Origin of the sequence: Nocardioides sp. NPDC023903, assembly GCF_040639295.1 — a bacterium.
GTDB lineage: Bacteria > Actinomycetota > Actinomycetes > Propionibacteriales > Nocardioidaceae > Nocardioides.
In genome coordinates this window covers 1-15,834 of sequence record NZ_JBEZZS010000006.1, presented here as the reverse complement: position 1 = coordinate 15,834, position 15,834 = coordinate 1, and the positions used below count along the sequence as shown (strand labels likewise).

The window sequence follows — 15,834 nt, the reverse complement described above, 5'->3', positions numbered from 1 at the left end:
CAAGGCTCGAATGTCGGTGGTCACCGATAGCGTCAGCACTGTGACCTCCACCGAATCACGCGGCCGAAGCCGAGCCCCGGGCACCCGACAGGGCTACGCGGTCCTCGACGTCGAGACGACCGGGCTCGACCCCTACCGCGACCGCGTGATCCAGGTGGCGATCCGCCAGATCGCCGCCGACGGCACCGCCGAGTCGGACTGGGAGACGCTGGTCAATCCCGGCGCGGGCGTCGACCCGGGGCCGGTCGAGGTCCACGGCCTGACCAGCGCCGACCTCGCGGGCGCGCCGCTCTTCCGGGACGTCGCCCCCGCCATCGCCCAGCGTCTCGCCGGCCGGGTCTTCGTGGCCCACAACGCTCCGTTCGACTGGGCGTTCGTGGCCGTGGAGTCGGACCGCGCCGGCGTACGTCTCGAGGTCCTGGAGTGGCTGTGCACGATGCGGTTCGCGAAGGCGCTCGCCCTGGAGGTGCCGGACAAGTCGCTGGCCACCATCGCGGCCTACTACGCGGTCGAGCAGCTGAAGGCCCACGACGCCGGTGATGACACCCGGGTGGCCGCGGAGATCCTGCTGCGCGAGCTGGCCGACGCCGACCGGGTCGGTCTCATGCTGCCGCTGGTGGAGTGCAACACCTCGCGAGACCGGCTGAAGCGGACCTTACGCCGCTGGTTCAGCCGCGTCCGGCGACCGCTTCACTGAGAGATCGTCCCAACATCCGGGACATTTCCCGCAGAAATGCAACCGGAGAACCCGGTTCGGACATCACTATGTCGTCGGCCCCGCGTTACTTGAAGTAAGAGCACCTTGAGGGCCCTGGTCCGAAGTGAGGCGATGAAGATGGTCATCCGGGGATTGATCGCCGGGGCGCTCGCCGCCCTGTTGGCAACGACGGTCGCGGCCTGCGCCGTGGAGCCTGCTGCCGCGCCGGGGTCCGAGGCAACGGCCTCTCCGGCCGCGGGCTCTCCCTCGGCCAGCCCGTCGGCGTCGCCCAGCGCCACTCCGACACCGTCGCCCAGCGCGAAGCCGAAGCCCGAGCCGAAGCCGTCCCCGACCTCGGGACCGCGGCTCTTCGGCAAGGGCGACAGCGGCGACAACGTACGTGACCTGCAGGCGCGCCTGAAGCAGATCGGCTGGTTCAACGCCGGCGTGACCGGGTTCTACGGCAACGTCACCACCGAGGCCGTCTCCGGTTTCCAGGCCAAGCGCGGCATCGCGGTCACCGGCTTCGTGGACCAGACCACGCTCGACCGGCTCCGCGCGATGACCCGCGAGCCGACCGCGGCCGAGCTGACCAACGCGCCGCCGCCGGTGCCGAGCGGCAAGCTCGACCCGCGCTGCCTGACCGGCCGGGTGATGTGCATCGACAAGTCCACCTCCGTGCTGCGCTGGGTCGTCGGCGGGACCGTGCAGATGAGCGTCGAGGTGCGGTTCGGCTCGCAGGAGCTGCCCACCCGCGAGGGCCAGTTCTCGGTCTTCGCCAAGAGCCGAGACCACGTGTCGTCGATCTACAAGACCCCGATGCCGTTCGCGATGTTCTTCTCGGGTGGCCAGGCGGTCCACTACTCCCCCGACTTCGCCGCCAACGGCTACAACGGCGCCTCCCACGGCTGCGTGAACGTACGCGACTACGGCGCCATCACCTCCCTCTACGACCAGGTCAACATCGGCGACGGGGTCGTCATCTACTGGTCCTGACCACCGCCGTGTGCTGACGTCCGGCCCTCGGGCAGGATTGAGGAGGCGTACGTCCGGAGTCTTAGGCTTGAGCCATGAAGGCGCTGCTCCTGGAGAACATCCATCCCGTCGCTGTCGAGAACCTCGAGACGGCCGGTTTCGAGGTCGAGCTGCGCAGCAAGTCTCTCTCCGAGGACGAGCTGGTGGCCGCCCTTCCGGGCGTGACGCTGCTCGGCATCCGGTCGAACACGCACATCACCCCGCGGGTGCTGGACGCGGCCACCGACCTCAAGGCGATCGGCTGCTTCTGCATCGGCACCAACCAGGTCGACCTGGCCGGCGCTGCCGAGCGCGGAGTGGCCGTCTTCAACGCCCCCTACTCCAACACCCGCTCGGTCGTCGAGCTGGTCATCGGCTACATCATCTCCCTGGCGCGACGGCTGCCGGAGAAGACCGAGAAGATGCACGCCGGCGTCTGGGACAAGTCCGCGAAGGGCTCCCACGAGATCCGCGGCCGCACCTTGGGCATCGTGGGCTACGGCAACATCGGCACCCAGCTGTCCAACATCGCCGAGGCGCTGGGGATGTACGTCATCTTCTACGACATCGCCGACCGGCTGGCCCACGGCAACGCGCGCCGGATGAAGTCCCTCGACGCGCTCCTGGAGGAGGCCGACGTGGTCTCCATCCACATCGACGGACGCCCGGGCAACCTGGGCATGTTCGGCGAGGAGCAGTTCGCGAAGATGAAGCCGCGCTCGCTCTTCATCAACGCCGCGCGAGGCTTCCTCGTCGACAACGACGCGCTGCGCAAGCACATCGAGTCCGGCCACATCGCCGGCGCCGCGCTCGACGTCTTCCCGATCGAACCCAAGGCCCAGGGTGACGCCTTCGAGAGCCCGCTGCAGGGTCTCGACAACGTCATCCTGACCCCGCACGTCGGCGGCTCGACGCAGGAGGCCCAGGAGGAGATCGGCTGGTTCGTCTCCGGCAAGCTGCGCGACTTCATCCGCTCCGGGTCGACCGCGCTGAGCGTCAACCTGCCGGCCGTACAGCCGCCGCCGCTGGCCGAGGGTGCCCGCCTCGCGCTGCTGCACGACAGCGTCCCGGGCGTGCTCGCCGAGCTCAACGCGCTGCTCGCCGCCGAGGGTGTCAACGTGACCGGCCAGTACCTCGCCACCGCAGGTGAGACCGGCTTCGTGGTCACCGACGTGATCGACGTACCTGCCACGACGCTGGAGAAGATCACAGCCAACCCGCACACCAGGTGGGTGCGCGCCTACCACGCCTGACGCTAGCGTTCTGGCTCATGGAGCTCCCGCAACATTGGCCGCTGCCAGAGGCGACCGACCTTCTCGATGACGTCCTGGCAGCGTACGACGACCCGACCCGCCGCTATCACGACCGCCGGCACCTCACCGAGGTGCTGGACCGGATCGAGGAGCTGCGGGCGGAGGGAGAGCGCTTCGATCCGCTGACGGTCACCCTGGCGGCGTTCTTCCACGACTCCGTCTATGACGGGGAGCGGGACGCCGAGGAGCGTTCGGCCACCTGGGCCGAGGACGCGCTGGGCGCCTACCTGGATGATGACGCGGTGGCCGAGGTCGCCCGGCTGGTGCGGCTGACAGAGACCCACGACCCCGCCCCCGACGACCGCAGCGGCCGGGTGCTCTCCGATGCCGACCTGGCGATCCTGGCGGCTCCGGAGGAGCGCTATGCGGAGTACGCCGCGACCGTCCGCGAGGAGTACCAGCACCTGTCCGACGAGGAGTTCCGCGTCGGTCGCGCCCAGGTCCTGGAGCGGCTGCTGGAGAAGGAATCGCTCTTCTCGACACCCTTCGCGAGGATCAGCTGGGAGGCCGCCGCGCGGGCCAACATCTCGGCCGAGATGGAGACCCTGAGCACATACCTGTCACCTGACCGATAACGATTCGTAAAGAACCGCTCACCGGTGACAGAATTCGTCGGTGAGCTTCCAGACGTACGCCGATTTGTGGCGGATCCCCGACGTTCGCCGCATCCTCGTGCTGGGTCTGTTCCTGCGAATTCCGATGCCGGCGTCCGCTGTCATCGTGACCCTTCACGTGGTCGGCCCCCTGGACCGCTCCTACGCCGAGGCTGGGCTGGTCTCGACCGTCCTCGCGATCGCGATGGCGATCTCCGCGCCCTGGCTCGGCCGGCTCCTCGACCGGCTCGGCCTGCGGCGTACGCTCCTGCTGCCGCTGGCCGTCCTCCCGATCGCCTGGTCGATCGCTCCCTGGGTCGGGTATCTTCCGCTGCTCGCTCTGGTCGCGGTCGCGGGGCTCTTCACCGTCCCGTCCTTCTCGATCGTGCGCCAGGTGATGCTCCGCTCGGTCGGCCCCGGGCAGCGTACGGCGGCACTGAGCGCCGACGCGATCATGACCGAGCTCGGCTTCATGGTCGGTCCGGTCATCGGCGTCCTCGGCGCCAGCTACTTCGGCACCTCCTGGGCGATGCTGCTGATCCAGTGGCTCGGGATCGTGGCGGCGGTCGTGCTGTGGCTGTTCAACCCGATGATCACCGAGGGCGAGCCGACCGTCCCGAGCGACGCGGTCCCCACTGACGCCGGCACCCCGGCGCGCCGCCGCTTCGGGCTCCCGTCATGGGTGAACCCGGGCGTCACGCTCCTGCTCGCCGGCACCTTCACCGCCTCGCTCATCCTCATCGCCGAGGACCTCGGCACCGTGGCCGCGATGCGCGACTTCGACCGGACCGCCCTGCTCGGGCTCGTCATGGCGATCTGGGCGCTCGGCTCCCTGCTCGGCGCGCTCATCTACGGCGCCCTCAACAGCCACCCCTCGACCGCGGTGATGCTCGTCCTGCTGGGTGCGACGACGGTGCTGACCGCGTTCGCCTGGGACCCGATCTCGTTCGCCGTCCTGCTCCTGCTCAGCGGCTTCTTCTGCGCCCCGACCCTGACCGCCGCTCTCGAGGCGATCACCAGCAGCGTCCCCTCGTCCGTACGCGGCGAGGTGATGGGCTGGCATGGCTCGGCCATCACCCTCGGCAGTGCCGTCGGCGCCCCCACCGCGGGGTTCGCCATCGACCTGATCGGCTGGCAGGGCGGCTTCGTCCTCGGCGGCGGCCTCGGCCTCTTGATCGCCGCGGCCATCTGGCTCACCACCCGGCGGATGTCCACCCCCGCCGAGGCGTCATTCCCGCCGGGCGAGAAGTCACCCGCGCCGGCCGAGTAGTCACCGCGGTGCCGTCTCGGCCGACGTACGTGACGTTTCGGCCGACCGGGGCGACGCCTCGGCTAGCGGGGTTTGCGGCGGCGCAGTCCGGCGGCGAGGAGAGCGGAGACCAGCACGCGAGAGGTGACCTCGACGGCGCCCGCGGCGACGAGGTCGTCGTAGGCCTCGGCAGGTACGTCGTAGTGGTCCCGGTCGAAGCCTCGGGCCGGGATGCCCATCCGGCTCGCGAAGGCGTGCAGCTCCTCGTAGGAGGTGTCGCTGGCGAGGTGGGACCACATCCGGCCGCGACTGGGTACGTTCGGCGGGTCGATGAGGATCACGGGCCATTCTTACCGCGTCCACCCTGAGACCACAGGCTCCGCCCACAGCCTTGACCGGTCGGCAAGAATGGTCCGTGATGAACACGACAGTGCTGTTCGAGGCTCGGGCGAGGGTGCTCCATGACCTCGATGCCCGCGGACTCGCCGGTGCGGCAGCCGTCTCGGCTCTCGAGGACGCGATGACCGAGCGCGGCTGGTGGGTGGAGCAGTGGCCGGAGGGCAAGGCGTACGTCGCCGGCCTGGTCGCCCAGGACGTGCAGGACCTGCTCTTCGACGGCGAGGCCTCCGCGCGCTGGCCGGTGTGCACCAACTGTCCGCCCGAGTCGCCGGTGCACTCGCTCCACATCACCCCCGACCTGGGAGGTCCGGATCCGATCTGGGTCTGCGAGGAGAGCGGAGACGTGGTCGCGCCCCTCGGCGACCTCTGATCAGCTCAGAAGGTCAGGACGGACCGAGCTGCAGGTGCAGCGCATAGCGGTCGGCACGGTAGACCGAGCGGCACACCTCGACGTAGCGGTCCCCCGCGACCGACTTCCGCTGCCTGCGGAGCACGGGGACGCCGACCGAGAGGCCAAGCAGGGTGGCCTCCTCGATGTTGGCCACGTCGGCACGGAACGTGTCGTCGACCCACGACGGCCGCATGTGGCGACTGGCGAGCTCTGCGTAGAGGCTGGTCGGCGCGGTCCGCTCGAGCATCCCAGGCACGATCGCCTCGTCGAGGTAGACGTCCTCGATGCAGATCGGCACCCCGTCGCCGCGGCGCAGGCGCCGCCAGTGGATGACGGCCGCACCCTCCTTGATGCTCAGCGCCCGGGCGATGGTGGGCCCGGCCTTCTCACGGCCGAGCAGCAGCGTCTCGGAGGATGCCTGCATCCCCCGGCGAGCCATCTCCTCGCTGAACCCGAGCACCGGACTCGCGGCTCGCGGCGGGCGCGCCACGAAGGTGCCCCGGCCCGGGATCCGGACGAGCAGACCGTCGGCGACGAGCGCGTCGAGCGCCTGCCGCACGGTGGCCCGGGCGACGCTGAACTTCTGGACCAGCTCGCGCTCGGAGGGAGCGGAGGCACCAGGGCTTTCGCCGATGACCAGCTCCCTGACGTACTCACGGATCTGGACGTGCTTGAGCGACCGCTCTCCCTCGACCGACCGGACCATGAGCAGAGCGTAGGTGTACACCTCGCGTACGTCCCGAGTTTGGTCAAGTTGTGACATTGCAACGAGATGAGGCAGATCAGCTGCAACGAAACGACAACGTCCGATTTCAGTAGAACAAGTGTTCGATCACGAGGTATGGTGAAGGGGTGGACTTCCAGGGAACACTCTTCGCCCCCGCAGACGACGAGACCACCGAGACGACCTACGAGCGGATCCAGCTGGACCGCGGAGCGTGGGTGGACATCGCCCGCGGCTGGCTGCCCGATCCCGACGACGTCTTCGCGGTGCTGGTCAGCGACGTCCCGTGGCACGAGGAGCGCCGGCAGATGTACGACCGCGTCGTCGACGTGCCCCGGCTCCTGCACACGTACATGCAGGGCGACCCGCTCCCCCACCCCCGTCTCGCCGAGGCCCGCGGCCGCCTCACCGCCCACTACCTGCCCGAGCTGGGCGAGCCGTTCGTGACCGCGGGCTGCTGCTACTACCGCAACGGCCACGACTCGGTCGCCTGGCACGGCGACAAGATCGGCCGGGGCCGCACCAACGACACGATGGTCGCGATCGTCTCCGTCGGCGACCCCCGCCGCCTCGCGCTACGCCACCACGGAGGCGGCAAGGGCATGAGCATCCAGATGGGCCACGGCGACCTCGTCGTCATGGGCGGCTCCTGCCAGCGCACCTGGGAGCACGCCATTCCCAAGGTTGCCTCCGCCGGCCCCCGGATCTCGGTCCAGTTCCGCCCCCGCAACGTCTTCTGAGGTTCGGGATCAGCCGAAGGGACGCATGCTGAGCCCTTCGCCGCGGTAGTAGCTGTCGATCGCGGCATTCATCCTGCTGATGAACGTGTCGAGGACCCTGACCGCACTGACGTAGCTGCGATTTCTCGCGCGGGTCAGGAAGGCCGCCTCGTACGTCGCGACGGCGGTCCTCGCCCGCCCCATCAGCTGGCCCTCGATCGAGTCGAACTGGCTGCTCACGCTCGAGAGCCGCGGCGACCACGCCCTCCAGGTGCGGTGTTCGGCGAGGTAGTTGCGCTGGTTCCTCAAGGAGGCGGTGGCCGACTGGATCGCCGCGATGTCGATCCGGATCGAGCCTGCTTCGGCGGGGACCGGCTTCGTCGCGACGGCGACGCCGATCGGCGCGAGGCCGGCAAGGAGCGCGAAGGCCACGAGCAGGACTCGTAGCCGGGTGGAGAAGTGGGGCACGGTGAACCTTCCTGAGGGAATCTTGCGGCCAATCCTGGTCGGTCCAGCGCTCGCCTCGAACCCGTACCGCTCCCGTACCGCGAAGCCCGCCCAGCACCGATCTCGACCGTCCTGAGGTGGGTCCCAGATGCGATCCGTACGCTGGTAGGAAAGGATGGGACTGACAGCCGACGCCTCTGGAGCCGCCTTGACCACCACCGCACCACCCATCGCCCCGCCGTCCGCTGAGGAGATCGCCAGGGCGAAGGAGATCGTCGGGCGGGTCAGCACCGCCTTCAGCAGCCGTGTGGTCGGCCAGGAGCGGCTCAGAACAGCGCTGCTGATCGCGCTGCTCTCCGAGGGTCACGTGCTGCTCGAGAGCGTGCCCGGGCTGGCCAAGACGCTGGCCGCCTCGACGCTGTCGCAGACGGTCAAGGCGCAGTTCTCCCGGATCCAGTGCACCCCCGACCTGCTGCCGAGCGACATCATCGGCACCCAGGTCTACGACCAGCGCAACCACGAGTTCGAGACGCAGCTGGGCCCGGTGCACGCCAACTTCGTGCTGCTGGACGAGATCAACAGAAGCTCCGCCAAGACGCAGAGCGCCATGCTCGAGGCGATGCAGGAGCGCCAGACGTCGATCGCGGGCCACATCCATCCGCTGCCGCGCCCGTTCATGGTGCTCGCCACGCAGAACCCGATCGAGGAGGAGGGGACGTACGTCCTCCCTCACGCGCAGATGGACCGGTTCCTGCTCAAGGAGATCGTCAACTACCCCAGCGACGCCGAGGAGCTCGTCGTCCTGGAGCGGATCGAGGCCGGCACGCTCGGACCCGACCACGAGGTGACCCGTCCGGTCGCCGACCCAGACGACGTGATCTGGCTCCAGGAGCTGGCCAAGCGCGTCTACGTCGACCCGGCGATCAAGCGCTACATCGTCGCCCTCGTCCAGGCCACCCGCAACGCCCGCCAGCTTCTCGGGCCGGAGACGGGTTCCTACGTCGAGATCGGCGCGTCCCCGCGTGCCTCGATCGCGTTCCTGCAGGCGTCGCGCGCGGCGGCGCTGCTGCTGGGCCGTTCCTACGTCACCCCCGAGGACGTGCGCGAGCTGCGCCACAGCATCCTGCGCCACCGGCTCCACCTCAGCTTCGAGGCGCTGGCCGAGAAGGTCCAGCCCGAGATGCTGGTCGACGCGCTGGTCCGCGCTGTCCCGAGCCCCTGAGTGGCGCCAGGAAATCAGGCACAGAATGGCGACGTACCTTCCCCGGATCCGCACGCGGTTGATGATCCATGCCCACCGCAAGGTCCTGGGCCTGCTCGACGGGGAGTACGCCAGCGTCCAGACCGGGCGCAGCATGGACTTCCACGACCTGAGGGAGTACGTCCCGGGCGACGACGTCAAGGACATCGACTGGAAGGCGACGGCCCGGTCCCGGAGCCTGCTGGTCAAGCGGTTCACCGCCGAGCGCCAGCATCTGGTGCTGCTGGCGATCTCCACCGGCCGGAGCATGGCGGCCCAGGCGACCGGCACCACGACCAAGCGCGAGCTGGCGATCTTCACCGCCGGCCTGGTCGGCTGGCTGGGCGTACGCCACGGCGACAAGGTCGCGGTCGCCTACGGCGACTCGGAGGCCCAGAAGCTCACCAAGTCCGCCGATACCGAGGTCGCGCTCGAGCGGGCGCTGGGCCAGGCCCACGACGCGATCACCCCCGATGCCGCCGAGGCCGACATCGTCGCGGTCCTGCGCCACATCGCCACCAACGTACGCCGCCGGGCGATCCTGCTCGTGGTCACCGACGAGCACTCGGTCAGCGACGAGATGGCCGCGGTCCTGCGCCGCCTCACCGTCCAGCACGAGGTCCTGGTCGCCGGCATCGACGACCTCGACCCCACCACCGCCGTGCGCGGCGGTGCACCAACCGTCGACATCGACACCGTCTCCGCCCTGCCGGGATGGCTCACCGGCGACGCGGTCCTCCAGGCCCAGTACGCCGAGCTGGCCGCCGCCGAGGAGCACGGGCTACGCGGCACCCTGGACCGCCTGGGCATCGCCTACCAGCGGGTCCAGGACGACGCCACCGCCATCGGCGCGGTCTTCCATCTCCTGCAGAGGCACCGCCATGCGCGCCGGTAGCGTCCCCGAGGAGTTCCAGCAGCCACTCGCCCACTCGGGCTGGTGGCTGGTGCTCGCGCTCGCGCTGCTCGCCGCGGTGGCGCTCTACTTCCTCGCGGTCATCCTGCTGACCCGCAAGCGCAGGCCGGTCGTCGAGGTCGAGACGCCCTGGGTGCCCGAGCCTCGTGACCTGCGCGCCGAGCACCTGGCCGAGATCGACCGGATCGAGCGGGCGGTGCACCGCGGCGACGTACCGGCGCGGGTCGGCCACCAGCACCTGAGCCGCACCGTGCGCGACTACGTCGCCGAGGTCAGCCAGATCCCGGCCGACAAGATGGTCCTCGCCGACCTGAAGGCGACCGTACGCAGCGACCCCCGCACGCGCCCCCTGGCGATGGCCGTCGAGGTGATGTACCCGCCCGCCTTCGCCTCCGAGGAGGAGGGCAAGGCTGCCGAGCGCTTCCCTGAGGCGCTGAGCCGGGCGCGTCAGGTGGTGACGACATGGACCTGAGATGGCCCGTTCTCGCAGCGATCGTGCTGGTCGTCACCGTCGTCGCGATCGCGGCGATCGTCGTCCTCGCCGCCCGGGTGCATCGCCGGCCGACCGACGCGGTGCTCGTCGCCCACACCGAGCGGCTCAAGCGGCTCCCCCGGTTCCGTGAGCTCGCGGCCCAGCAGCGGTGGCTGTCCTGGTGGCAGACCGCGGGGATCGCGCTCGCGGTGATCGGTTGCATCTGGCTGATCGCCCGGCCGCAGACCACCGACATCACCCAGAACCGCTACTCCACGCGCGACATCGTGCTCTGCCTGGACGCCTCGACCTCGATGTTCGACGAGGACACCCAGGTCACCCAGGCCTACTCCCAGCTCGTCGCCGGCCTCAACGGCGAGCGGGTCAGCCTGGTCCTGTGGAGCGACGCCGCGGTCACCGTCTTCCCGCTCACCGACGACTACGGCTGGGTGCAGGACGAGCTGGCGCGGGCCGGCCGGGCCTTCGCCCTCGGCGACCAGGAGTACGTCGCCGGCACCTATCTCGGCAAGGAGCGAGCGAGCCTGATCAGCGACGGGATCGTCTCCTGCGTCAAGCGCTTCGACCTGTCCAACTCCGAGCGCGGCCGCGCGGTCATCGTCGCCTCCGACAACGACCCGCAGGGCGGCCCGCCGGTCTACACCCTGCCCGAGGCCACCGAGTTCGCCAAGGAGCGCGACGTCCAGCTCTACGGCATCGGCTCCGCCGACCTCAGCTTCCAGGAGGACAAGCGCGCCACCTTCGACAAGGCGGTGACCGACACCGGCGGCACCTTCTCGCTGCTCGGCGACGACGGCTCGATCGAGTCGATCCTGGCCGGCATCGACCGGCTCTCGGCCGACGAGGTCGTCGAGCCGCCGAAGTACCAGATCCGCGACGCCCCCGGCTGGCCGATCGCGACGATCGTCGTCGGGGTCCTCATGCTGATCGCCGGGTGGATCTATGCCCTGGTCCGCTCCGGAATGCTGTCCCCGGGCCCGTCGTCCCGGCCGGCGCAGCCGGGAGGCTCGTTGCCTCCACAGACCCGGCCACCGAGCGAGGTGGCCCGATGAGCGCGGCGGGATGGCAGATCCTCACGCTCGTACGCCGCGCGCTGATCGTCCTGCTCACCGTCGTCGTCCTGGTGCGACCGAGCTGGGGCGCGGCCCCGGCGGAGATGCGTACGGCTGATCTCGATGTCCTCGTCGTGGTCGACCGGACGCGGTCGATGGTCGCCGAGGACGCACCCGGCGGCGAGGCGCGGATGAGGCAGCTCAAGAAGGACCTCAAGGCGCTCTCGGCGGCACTGCCCTCGGTACGGTTCGGCGCGATCACCTTCGGTGGCGAGGTCGTCCGCACCGAGATGCCGTTCACCTACGACACCACCGCCTTCAACGCCTGGGTCGACGGCCTCTACGCCGAGCGGGCCTTCGATGGGTCCGGTTCGATGGTCGATGCTCCGCGCGACGAGATGATCGAGGCCTTGGAGCGTGACCAGGAGCGCTACCCCGAGCGGCGCCGGATCGTGGTGTTCGCCTCCGACGGCGAGAACACCCGCGAGGGCGTCGACCAGCAGTCGTTCAGCGAGGTCGACGATCTCTCGGCCGGCGGCGTGGTGCTCGGCTACGGCACCGAGGAGGGCGGCCGGATGCCCTGGGACGACGAACGCCCCCAGGACGGCTACCTCAAGGACGGCGACGGCCAGGACGCCCGCTCCCGGATCGACCTGGCCAACCTGCGCGAGATCGCAGGTCAAATGGGTCTTCAGACGCTTCACCGCACGACGAAGGAGACCAAGGAGATCACCACGGAGGCCTCGACCTGGGACTCCGAGATGCTCACCGAGGAGACCTCGGCCGGCGGCGAGGTGTCCCGAGCCTGGATCTTCGGCTTCCCGCTCCTGGCACTCTTGCTGTGGGAGCTGTGGGGCCATCGTCGCCGTGGACACGAGGCCGAGGAGGTGCTGTCGTGACGCTCACCGAGACGCCTGTCGACTCGACCGAGCCGCAACCGCTACGCACCTCTCGCGAGCAGGTGCGGCGCGCGCTGCTGCTCGCCGGGATCGTGCCGGTGGTGATCGGGCTCGCGTTCCTGGGGAAGGTGATCCTGATGGGCCACCACGACCGCAGCGGCCGGGACGCCTGGGACGTACGCGACGCCGCGACCGCGATGGAGCACTACTCCGCCAACCGCGACCTCAACTTCCTGCAGCCGTGGATCGCCCACTTCGACGCCGGCAACGCCGCCTTCCTGCTCGGCGAGAACGCCCGCGCGGTCGCCTACTTCGGCGAGGCGCTGGAGCGCGTGCCCGAGGACCACGAGTGCACCGTACGCATCAACATGTCGCTGACCCAGGAGGCGATCGGCGACCGCGCCCGGGACGCCGGCAACCAGGCCGGGGCGAAGGCGGCGTACGAGGAGGCGCTGGCCACGCTGAAGGAGGGCGACTGCCCCACCGACTCCGGCCAGGGCCCCGAGCAGTCCCAGCAGGGTGAGTCCGTCGAGGAGCGCCTGAAGGAGAAGCTGACCCCGAAGGTGCGGATCAAGCCCAACGAGCAGGAAGACCCGCCCGAGGAGCCGCAGAACCAGGACGAGAAGGAGGACAAGCTCGACCGGCGCAACGGCGACGGCGAGTCCTACCGCCGCGACGACGCCGACCTGGACGACTACGGCGGGTTCAGCGACGAACCCCAGTGGTGAACAGCCTCAGCGCATGAGCGTCTGAGACGGGAGCTCCTGGAACTGTGCCCGGTACGCCTGGGAGAACCGTCCGAGGTGGAAGAAGCCCCAGTGGGCGGCGATCTCGGTGACCGAGGTGGCGGTCGCGTCGGCGGCGAGCAGGTCGGAGTGGGCACGGTCGAGCCGTGTGCGGCGCCAGTACTCCAACGGGGTGGTGTCGAGGTCGCGCTGGAACGCCTCCTGCAGCGTGCGGGTGGAGACGCCGACCCTCTGGGCCAGCTCGGCGACCTTCCAGGGGCGCTCGGGGTGGGCCTCGAGGAGGTCCACGGCCATGCGTACGGCCCGGGAGATGGTGGGGGATCCGGTCTCGGAGACGATCTCGAGGGACGTGTTGGCCTGGATCGTCAGCAGTCCCCCGATGAGCGCCTGCTCGTAGGGCGCGGCCACCAGCGGTGAGCTCATCAGCGAGCCACCGGCCTCGACGTTGTCGTAGGCCAGCCGGACCATCTTCAGCCAGTCGCGCACCTCAGGCCGGCCGAGGTCGAGCGTGGGGTCGAAGACCACCGGTCCGGAGCCGCCGATGCCCGCGGCCGCCTCCTCGACGGCGCTGCGCCGGATGTAGACCTGCAGCTTCTCGCAGCCGTCGGACCAGAGCATGTCGACCGGCTCGGTCGGCGAGCCGATCGAGGCGCGGGTACGGTCGGCGAGCACGACGTGCTCCCCCACCTTGACCTTGGCGGTGCCGGCCAGCGGGAGCTGGATCAGGTAGAAGTCGTCGAAGGTGCCGGGAGTGATCCGCACCTCGTCGCCGTAGCGCATGTAGTTGAGCATCACGTCCTCGCCCAGCGGCGCGGCGTTGTGCACCATGTCGAGGTGGGAACCTGCCTTGGTCAGCGCCAGGTAATGGGCACAGAATCGTTCGGCTACGGCTTCTCTGGCCTGGTCCACGTCAGTGGTGGCGACAACGGTGTGGCGACCCAGCAGGGGACGGGGCAATGGAGGCTCCTGGCGCGTGGCTCGATTGACCGAAGAGCGTAGCGGAGCCCGCGCCGTGTCAACGCGAACACGGCGCAATCACTGTCTAAGGTCCCAGCCCAGGTCCTGACCCGGCCCGAACGAGATGCCGGTCCCACCCAGGAGTACCGGCATCTCGCCGTACTAGCTCCTCGCTGCCAGCTTCTCCACGAGTCTGGGAGTGATGGAGGCGTACGCCTTCGGGTCGATCGGCAGCAGCCACTGCACTGCTTTGACCCGCTTGCTGACGTCGATGCCGACGTCTCCGAGAACCTCGTCGACGTTGTGCATCGAGAACGGGATGATGTTGGTGCCGCGAGCGTGGTGGCCGTCGGTGCGCTCCCGCATCCAGGCCAGCCGCGCGGTGACGTGGGCCTCCATCTCCTCCGCCGGCGGGACCTCGTGGCCGCCACCGAGGTGGGAGCCGATCCAGACGGCGCTCATCTCGGCCGAGAGCGGCGAGAAGAACGAGGAGTTGTAGCCGGCGAAGGTCAGGTCCTTCACGCTCAGCGGGAGGATCTGGCGGTAGAGCTGGTAGTCGCCGTTGTCGTCGGTGAGCTGGTCCTGGATCTCCTCGGAGAAGAACGGGAGCTCCTGCTTGAAGCCGGTCGCGGTGACCACGACGTCGGCGGGCACGGCCCGGCCGTTGGCGAGCTCGGCGTACGGCTTGCCCTCCTTCTTCACGAAGGCGGCGATCTCGGTGTCGCGCTCGACGGCGATGTCCCCGGCCTCGACGCCCTCGAAGAAGCCCTCGGTGGCCAGCGAGACCGTCGAGCGGGCGATGTCGGTGAACTGGCCCTTGGGTAGCAGCCCGAGCTTCTTCAGCTTGAGCTGACTGCTGGTGACCGACTCGACGCTGCCGACCATCGACCCGGCCACCTTCGAGCCGCCCGCGTGCAGGGCCTTCTCGGCGCCGCGGATGCTCTGGTAGGGGAACAGCCCCTCCCCCAGGCGCGTGAGCAGCAGCATCTTGTAGTTGAGGACGCCCTTGATCTTGCGCGGCATCTTCCACAGCAGCTGCCGCGCGACCACGGTGGTCGAGGCGGCCTCCTTGGCGATCTCGACGGCCACGTCGCAGGCCGACTTCCCGTAGCCGACGACCACGACGTCCTTGCCCTTGACGGTCTCGAGGTCGTGCAGCTCGCTCGCCGCGAGGATCCGGCCGCCGGCGGCCTCGAGCTCGTCGACCCCGTCGTACGCAGGGGCGAACGGCTCCGAGAAGACGCCGCTGGCCACGATCAAGTGGTCGTGGTGCTCGGTCGTCTCGCCGTCCTCACCTGCCACAGCGATGTCCCAGCCGCCCCCTCCAGCCGGCTGGGCACTCCGCACCTCGGTGGAGAGCTTGATCATCGGGGCGAGCTCGAACTTCTCGACGTACATCTCGAGATAGCTCTGCACCTGCTCGCCGCTGAGCCACTCGGGGAACACCTTGGGCATCCTCAGGTCCGAGAGCGTGTAGGAGTCCTTGTTGTTCTGCGTCGTCAGGCCCGGGTAACGACGGGTCCGGCTCCAGACGCCGCCGACATCCGGGGCCTTCTCGTAGACGGTGACGTCATGACCGAGCTCGCTGAGCACCTTGGCCGAGGCAACGCCTGCGAACCCGGCACCGATGACCGCGATCTTCACTTTTCTGTTTCCTCTCGCAGCGGGATCTGCGTCATGGAAACGCTAGAGAGGTCGAACGGCCCTCGCTATCCACGTTGCGCGGGTGGTATCCGGTTTGCGCGACGGGTTCAACCTCGCAGGAGCCTGTAGACGATCACCACCGCCGCGATCACGGCTACCCCGACGGCGATCTTCTTCCCGTAGTTCTTGATCAGCACGGGTACGACCGTGGCGCCGAGGTCGAGCGCCTCGGGCTGCTGCGCGTGCTTCGGGCCCGCGCTGGTCGAGCCGCCGGAGCCGCTAGGCGGAGGCGTGTCGAGACCAACACGGTCGCCTCCGACGCTCGATGGGGCCGTGTTGGTCTCGAC

At 69.4% G+C, this 15,834-nt stretch carries 18 protein-coding genes and 1 pseudogene; 13 read left to right on the top strand and 6 right to left on the bottom strand.

Annotated elements, in window-relative coordinates:
* Positions 1-40: 40 nt before the first annotated feature.
* From AB0F44_RS08945 to AB0F44_RS08925, 5 genes are all read left to right on the top strand, one after another.
* Complete coding sequence (locus tag AB0F44_RS08945; protein WP_357354634.1) at positions 41-697, top strand: exonuclease domain-containing protein; 657 nt, start codon at positions 41-43, stop codon at positions 695-697.
* A gap of 132 nt (positions 698-829) precedes the next feature.
* Positions 830-1,693 carry a L,D-transpeptidase family protein gene (locus AB0F44_RS08940; RefSeq protein ID WP_357354632.1) on the top strand — a complete coding sequence of 288 codons (864 nt, stop codon included), beginning with the start codon at positions 830-832 and terminating at the stop codon, positions 1,691-1,693.
* A gap of 74 nt (positions 1,694-1,767) precedes the next feature.
* Positions 1,768-2,964 (top strand): phosphoglycerate dehydrogenase, encoded by a 1,197-nt coding sequence (serA, locus tag AB0F44_RS08935; protein WP_357354630.1) that lies wholly within the window; start codon positions 1,768-1,770, stop codon positions 2,962-2,964.
* Between the two features lie 17 nt (positions 2,965-2,981).
* The gene (locus AB0F44_RS08930) at positions 2,982-3,599 is read left to right on the top strand and encodes a hypothetical protein (RefSeq protein WP_357354628.1); all 618 of its coding nucleotides are present in this window, start codon (positions 2,982-2,984) and stop codon (positions 3,597-3,599) included.
* Positions 3,600-3,639: 40 nt separating this feature from the next.
* Positions 3,640-4,887, top strand: coding sequence for an MFS transporter (locus AB0F44_RS08925; protein WP_357354626.1), 1,248 nt, complete (start codon positions 3,640-3,642; stop codon positions 4,885-4,887).
* A 62-nt stretch (positions 4,888-4,949) separates the two neighbouring features.
* Here the strand turns inward: AB0F44_RS08925 and AB0F44_RS08920 are convergent, their stop codons facing one another.
* Positions 4,950-5,207, bottom strand: coding sequence for a DUF4031 domain-containing protein (locus tag AB0F44_RS08920; protein ID WP_357354624.1), 258 nt, complete (start codon positions 5,205-5,207; stop codon positions 4,950-4,952).
* A 77-nt stretch (positions 5,208-5,284) separates the two neighbouring features.
* Between AB0F44_RS08920 and AB0F44_RS08915 the strand changes: the two genes are divergently transcribed.
* Entirely contained in the window at positions 5,285-5,635 is a 351-nt protein-coding gene (locus AB0F44_RS08915; RefSeq protein ID WP_357354622.1) for a hypothetical protein, read from the top strand.
* Between the two features lie 13 nt (positions 5,636-5,648).
* Here the strand turns inward: AB0F44_RS08915 and AB0F44_RS08910 are convergent, their stop codons facing one another.
* Positions 5,649-6,419, bottom strand: coding sequence for a GntR family transcriptional regulator (locus tag AB0F44_RS08910; protein ID WP_357354620.1), 771 nt, complete (start codon positions 6,417-6,419; stop codon positions 5,649-5,651).
* 89 nt (positions 6,420-6,508) lie between these two features.
* Here AB0F44_RS08910 and AB0F44_RS08905 point away from each other — a divergent pair, with 89 nt between their 5' ends.
* A complete protein-coding gene (locus AB0F44_RS08905; protein ID WP_357354618.1) occupies positions 6,509-7,120 on the top strand; it encodes an alpha-ketoglutarate-dependent dioxygenase AlkB in 612 nt (203 codons plus the stop codon).
* Positions 7,121-7,129: 9 nt separating this feature from the next.
* On the opposite strand, the gene AB0F44_RS08900 is transcribed toward AB0F44_RS08905, so the two are convergent.
* The gene (locus AB0F44_RS08900) at positions 7,130-7,567 is read right to left on the bottom strand and encodes a hypothetical protein (protein ID WP_357354616.1); all 438 of its coding nucleotides are present in this window, start codon (positions 7,565-7,567) and stop codon (positions 7,130-7,132) included.
* A 187-nt stretch (positions 7,568-7,754) separates the two neighbouring features.
* On the opposite strand from AB0F44_RS08900, the gene AB0F44_RS08895 reads away from it, so the two are divergent.
* Genes AB0F44_RS08895 through AB0F44_RS08870 form a run of 6 tightly spaced genes read left to right on the top strand, consistent with a single transcriptional unit; the run spans position 7,755 to position 12,868 of the window.
* Positions 7,755-8,768, top strand: a complete 1,014-nt coding sequence (locus AB0F44_RS08895; RefSeq protein ID WP_357354614.1) for a MoxR family ATPase — start codon at positions 7,755-7,757, stop codon at positions 8,766-8,768.
* Positions 8,769-8,793: 25 nt separating this feature from the next.
* Complete coding sequence (locus AB0F44_RS08890; RefSeq protein WP_357354612.1) at positions 8,794-9,681, top strand: DUF58 domain-containing protein; 888 nt, start codon at positions 8,794-8,796, stop codon at positions 9,679-9,681.
* Positions 9,668-10,171, top strand: a complete 504-nt coding sequence (locus tag AB0F44_RS08885) for a hypothetical protein (protein ID WP_357354610.1) — start codon at positions 9,668-9,670, stop codon at positions 10,169-10,171. The genes AB0F44_RS08890 and AB0F44_RS08885 overlap by 14 nt, the downstream gene beginning before the upstream one ends.
* Positions 10,162-11,241, top strand: coding sequence for a VWA domain-containing protein (locus tag AB0F44_RS08880; RefSeq protein ID WP_357354608.1), 1,080 nt, complete (start codon positions 10,162-10,164; stop codon positions 11,239-11,241). Before AB0F44_RS08885 ends, AB0F44_RS08880 begins: the two co-directional genes overlap by 10 nt.
* Positions 11,238-12,140, top strand: coding sequence for a VWA domain-containing protein (locus AB0F44_RS08875; RefSeq protein ID WP_357354606.1), 903 nt, complete (start codon positions 11,238-11,240; stop codon positions 12,138-12,140). The genes AB0F44_RS08880 and AB0F44_RS08875 overlap by 4 nt, the downstream gene beginning before the upstream one ends.
* Entirely contained in the window at positions 12,137-12,868 is a 732-nt protein-coding gene (locus AB0F44_RS08870) for a tetratricopeptide repeat protein (RefSeq protein WP_357354604.1), read from the top strand. Before AB0F44_RS08875 ends, AB0F44_RS08870 begins: the two co-directional genes overlap by 4 nt.
* Before the next feature lie 6 nt (positions 12,869-12,874).
* Here AB0F44_RS08870 and AB0F44_RS08865 read toward each other — a convergent pair whose 3' ends face one another.
* The 3 genes and pseudogenes from AB0F44_RS08865 to AB0F44_RS08855 form a co-directional block, all read right to left on the bottom strand.
* The gene (locus AB0F44_RS08865; protein ID WP_357354602.1) at positions 12,875-13,843 is read right to left on the bottom strand and encodes an AraC family transcriptional regulator; all 969 of its coding nucleotides are present in this window, start codon (positions 13,841-13,843) and stop codon (positions 12,875-12,877) included.
* Between the two features lie 162 nt (positions 13,844-14,005).
* Positions 14,006-15,487 (bottom strand): NAD(P)/FAD-dependent oxidoreductase, encoded by a 1,482-nt coding sequence (locus AB0F44_RS08860; protein WP_357354600.1) that lies wholly within the window; start codon positions 15,485-15,487, stop codon positions 14,006-14,008.
* A 107-nt stretch (positions 15,488-15,594) separates the two neighbouring features.
* Positions 15,595-15,834 (bottom strand): annotated as a pseudogene (locus AB0F44_RS08855) (carbon monoxide dehydrogenase); the annotation flags it as partial.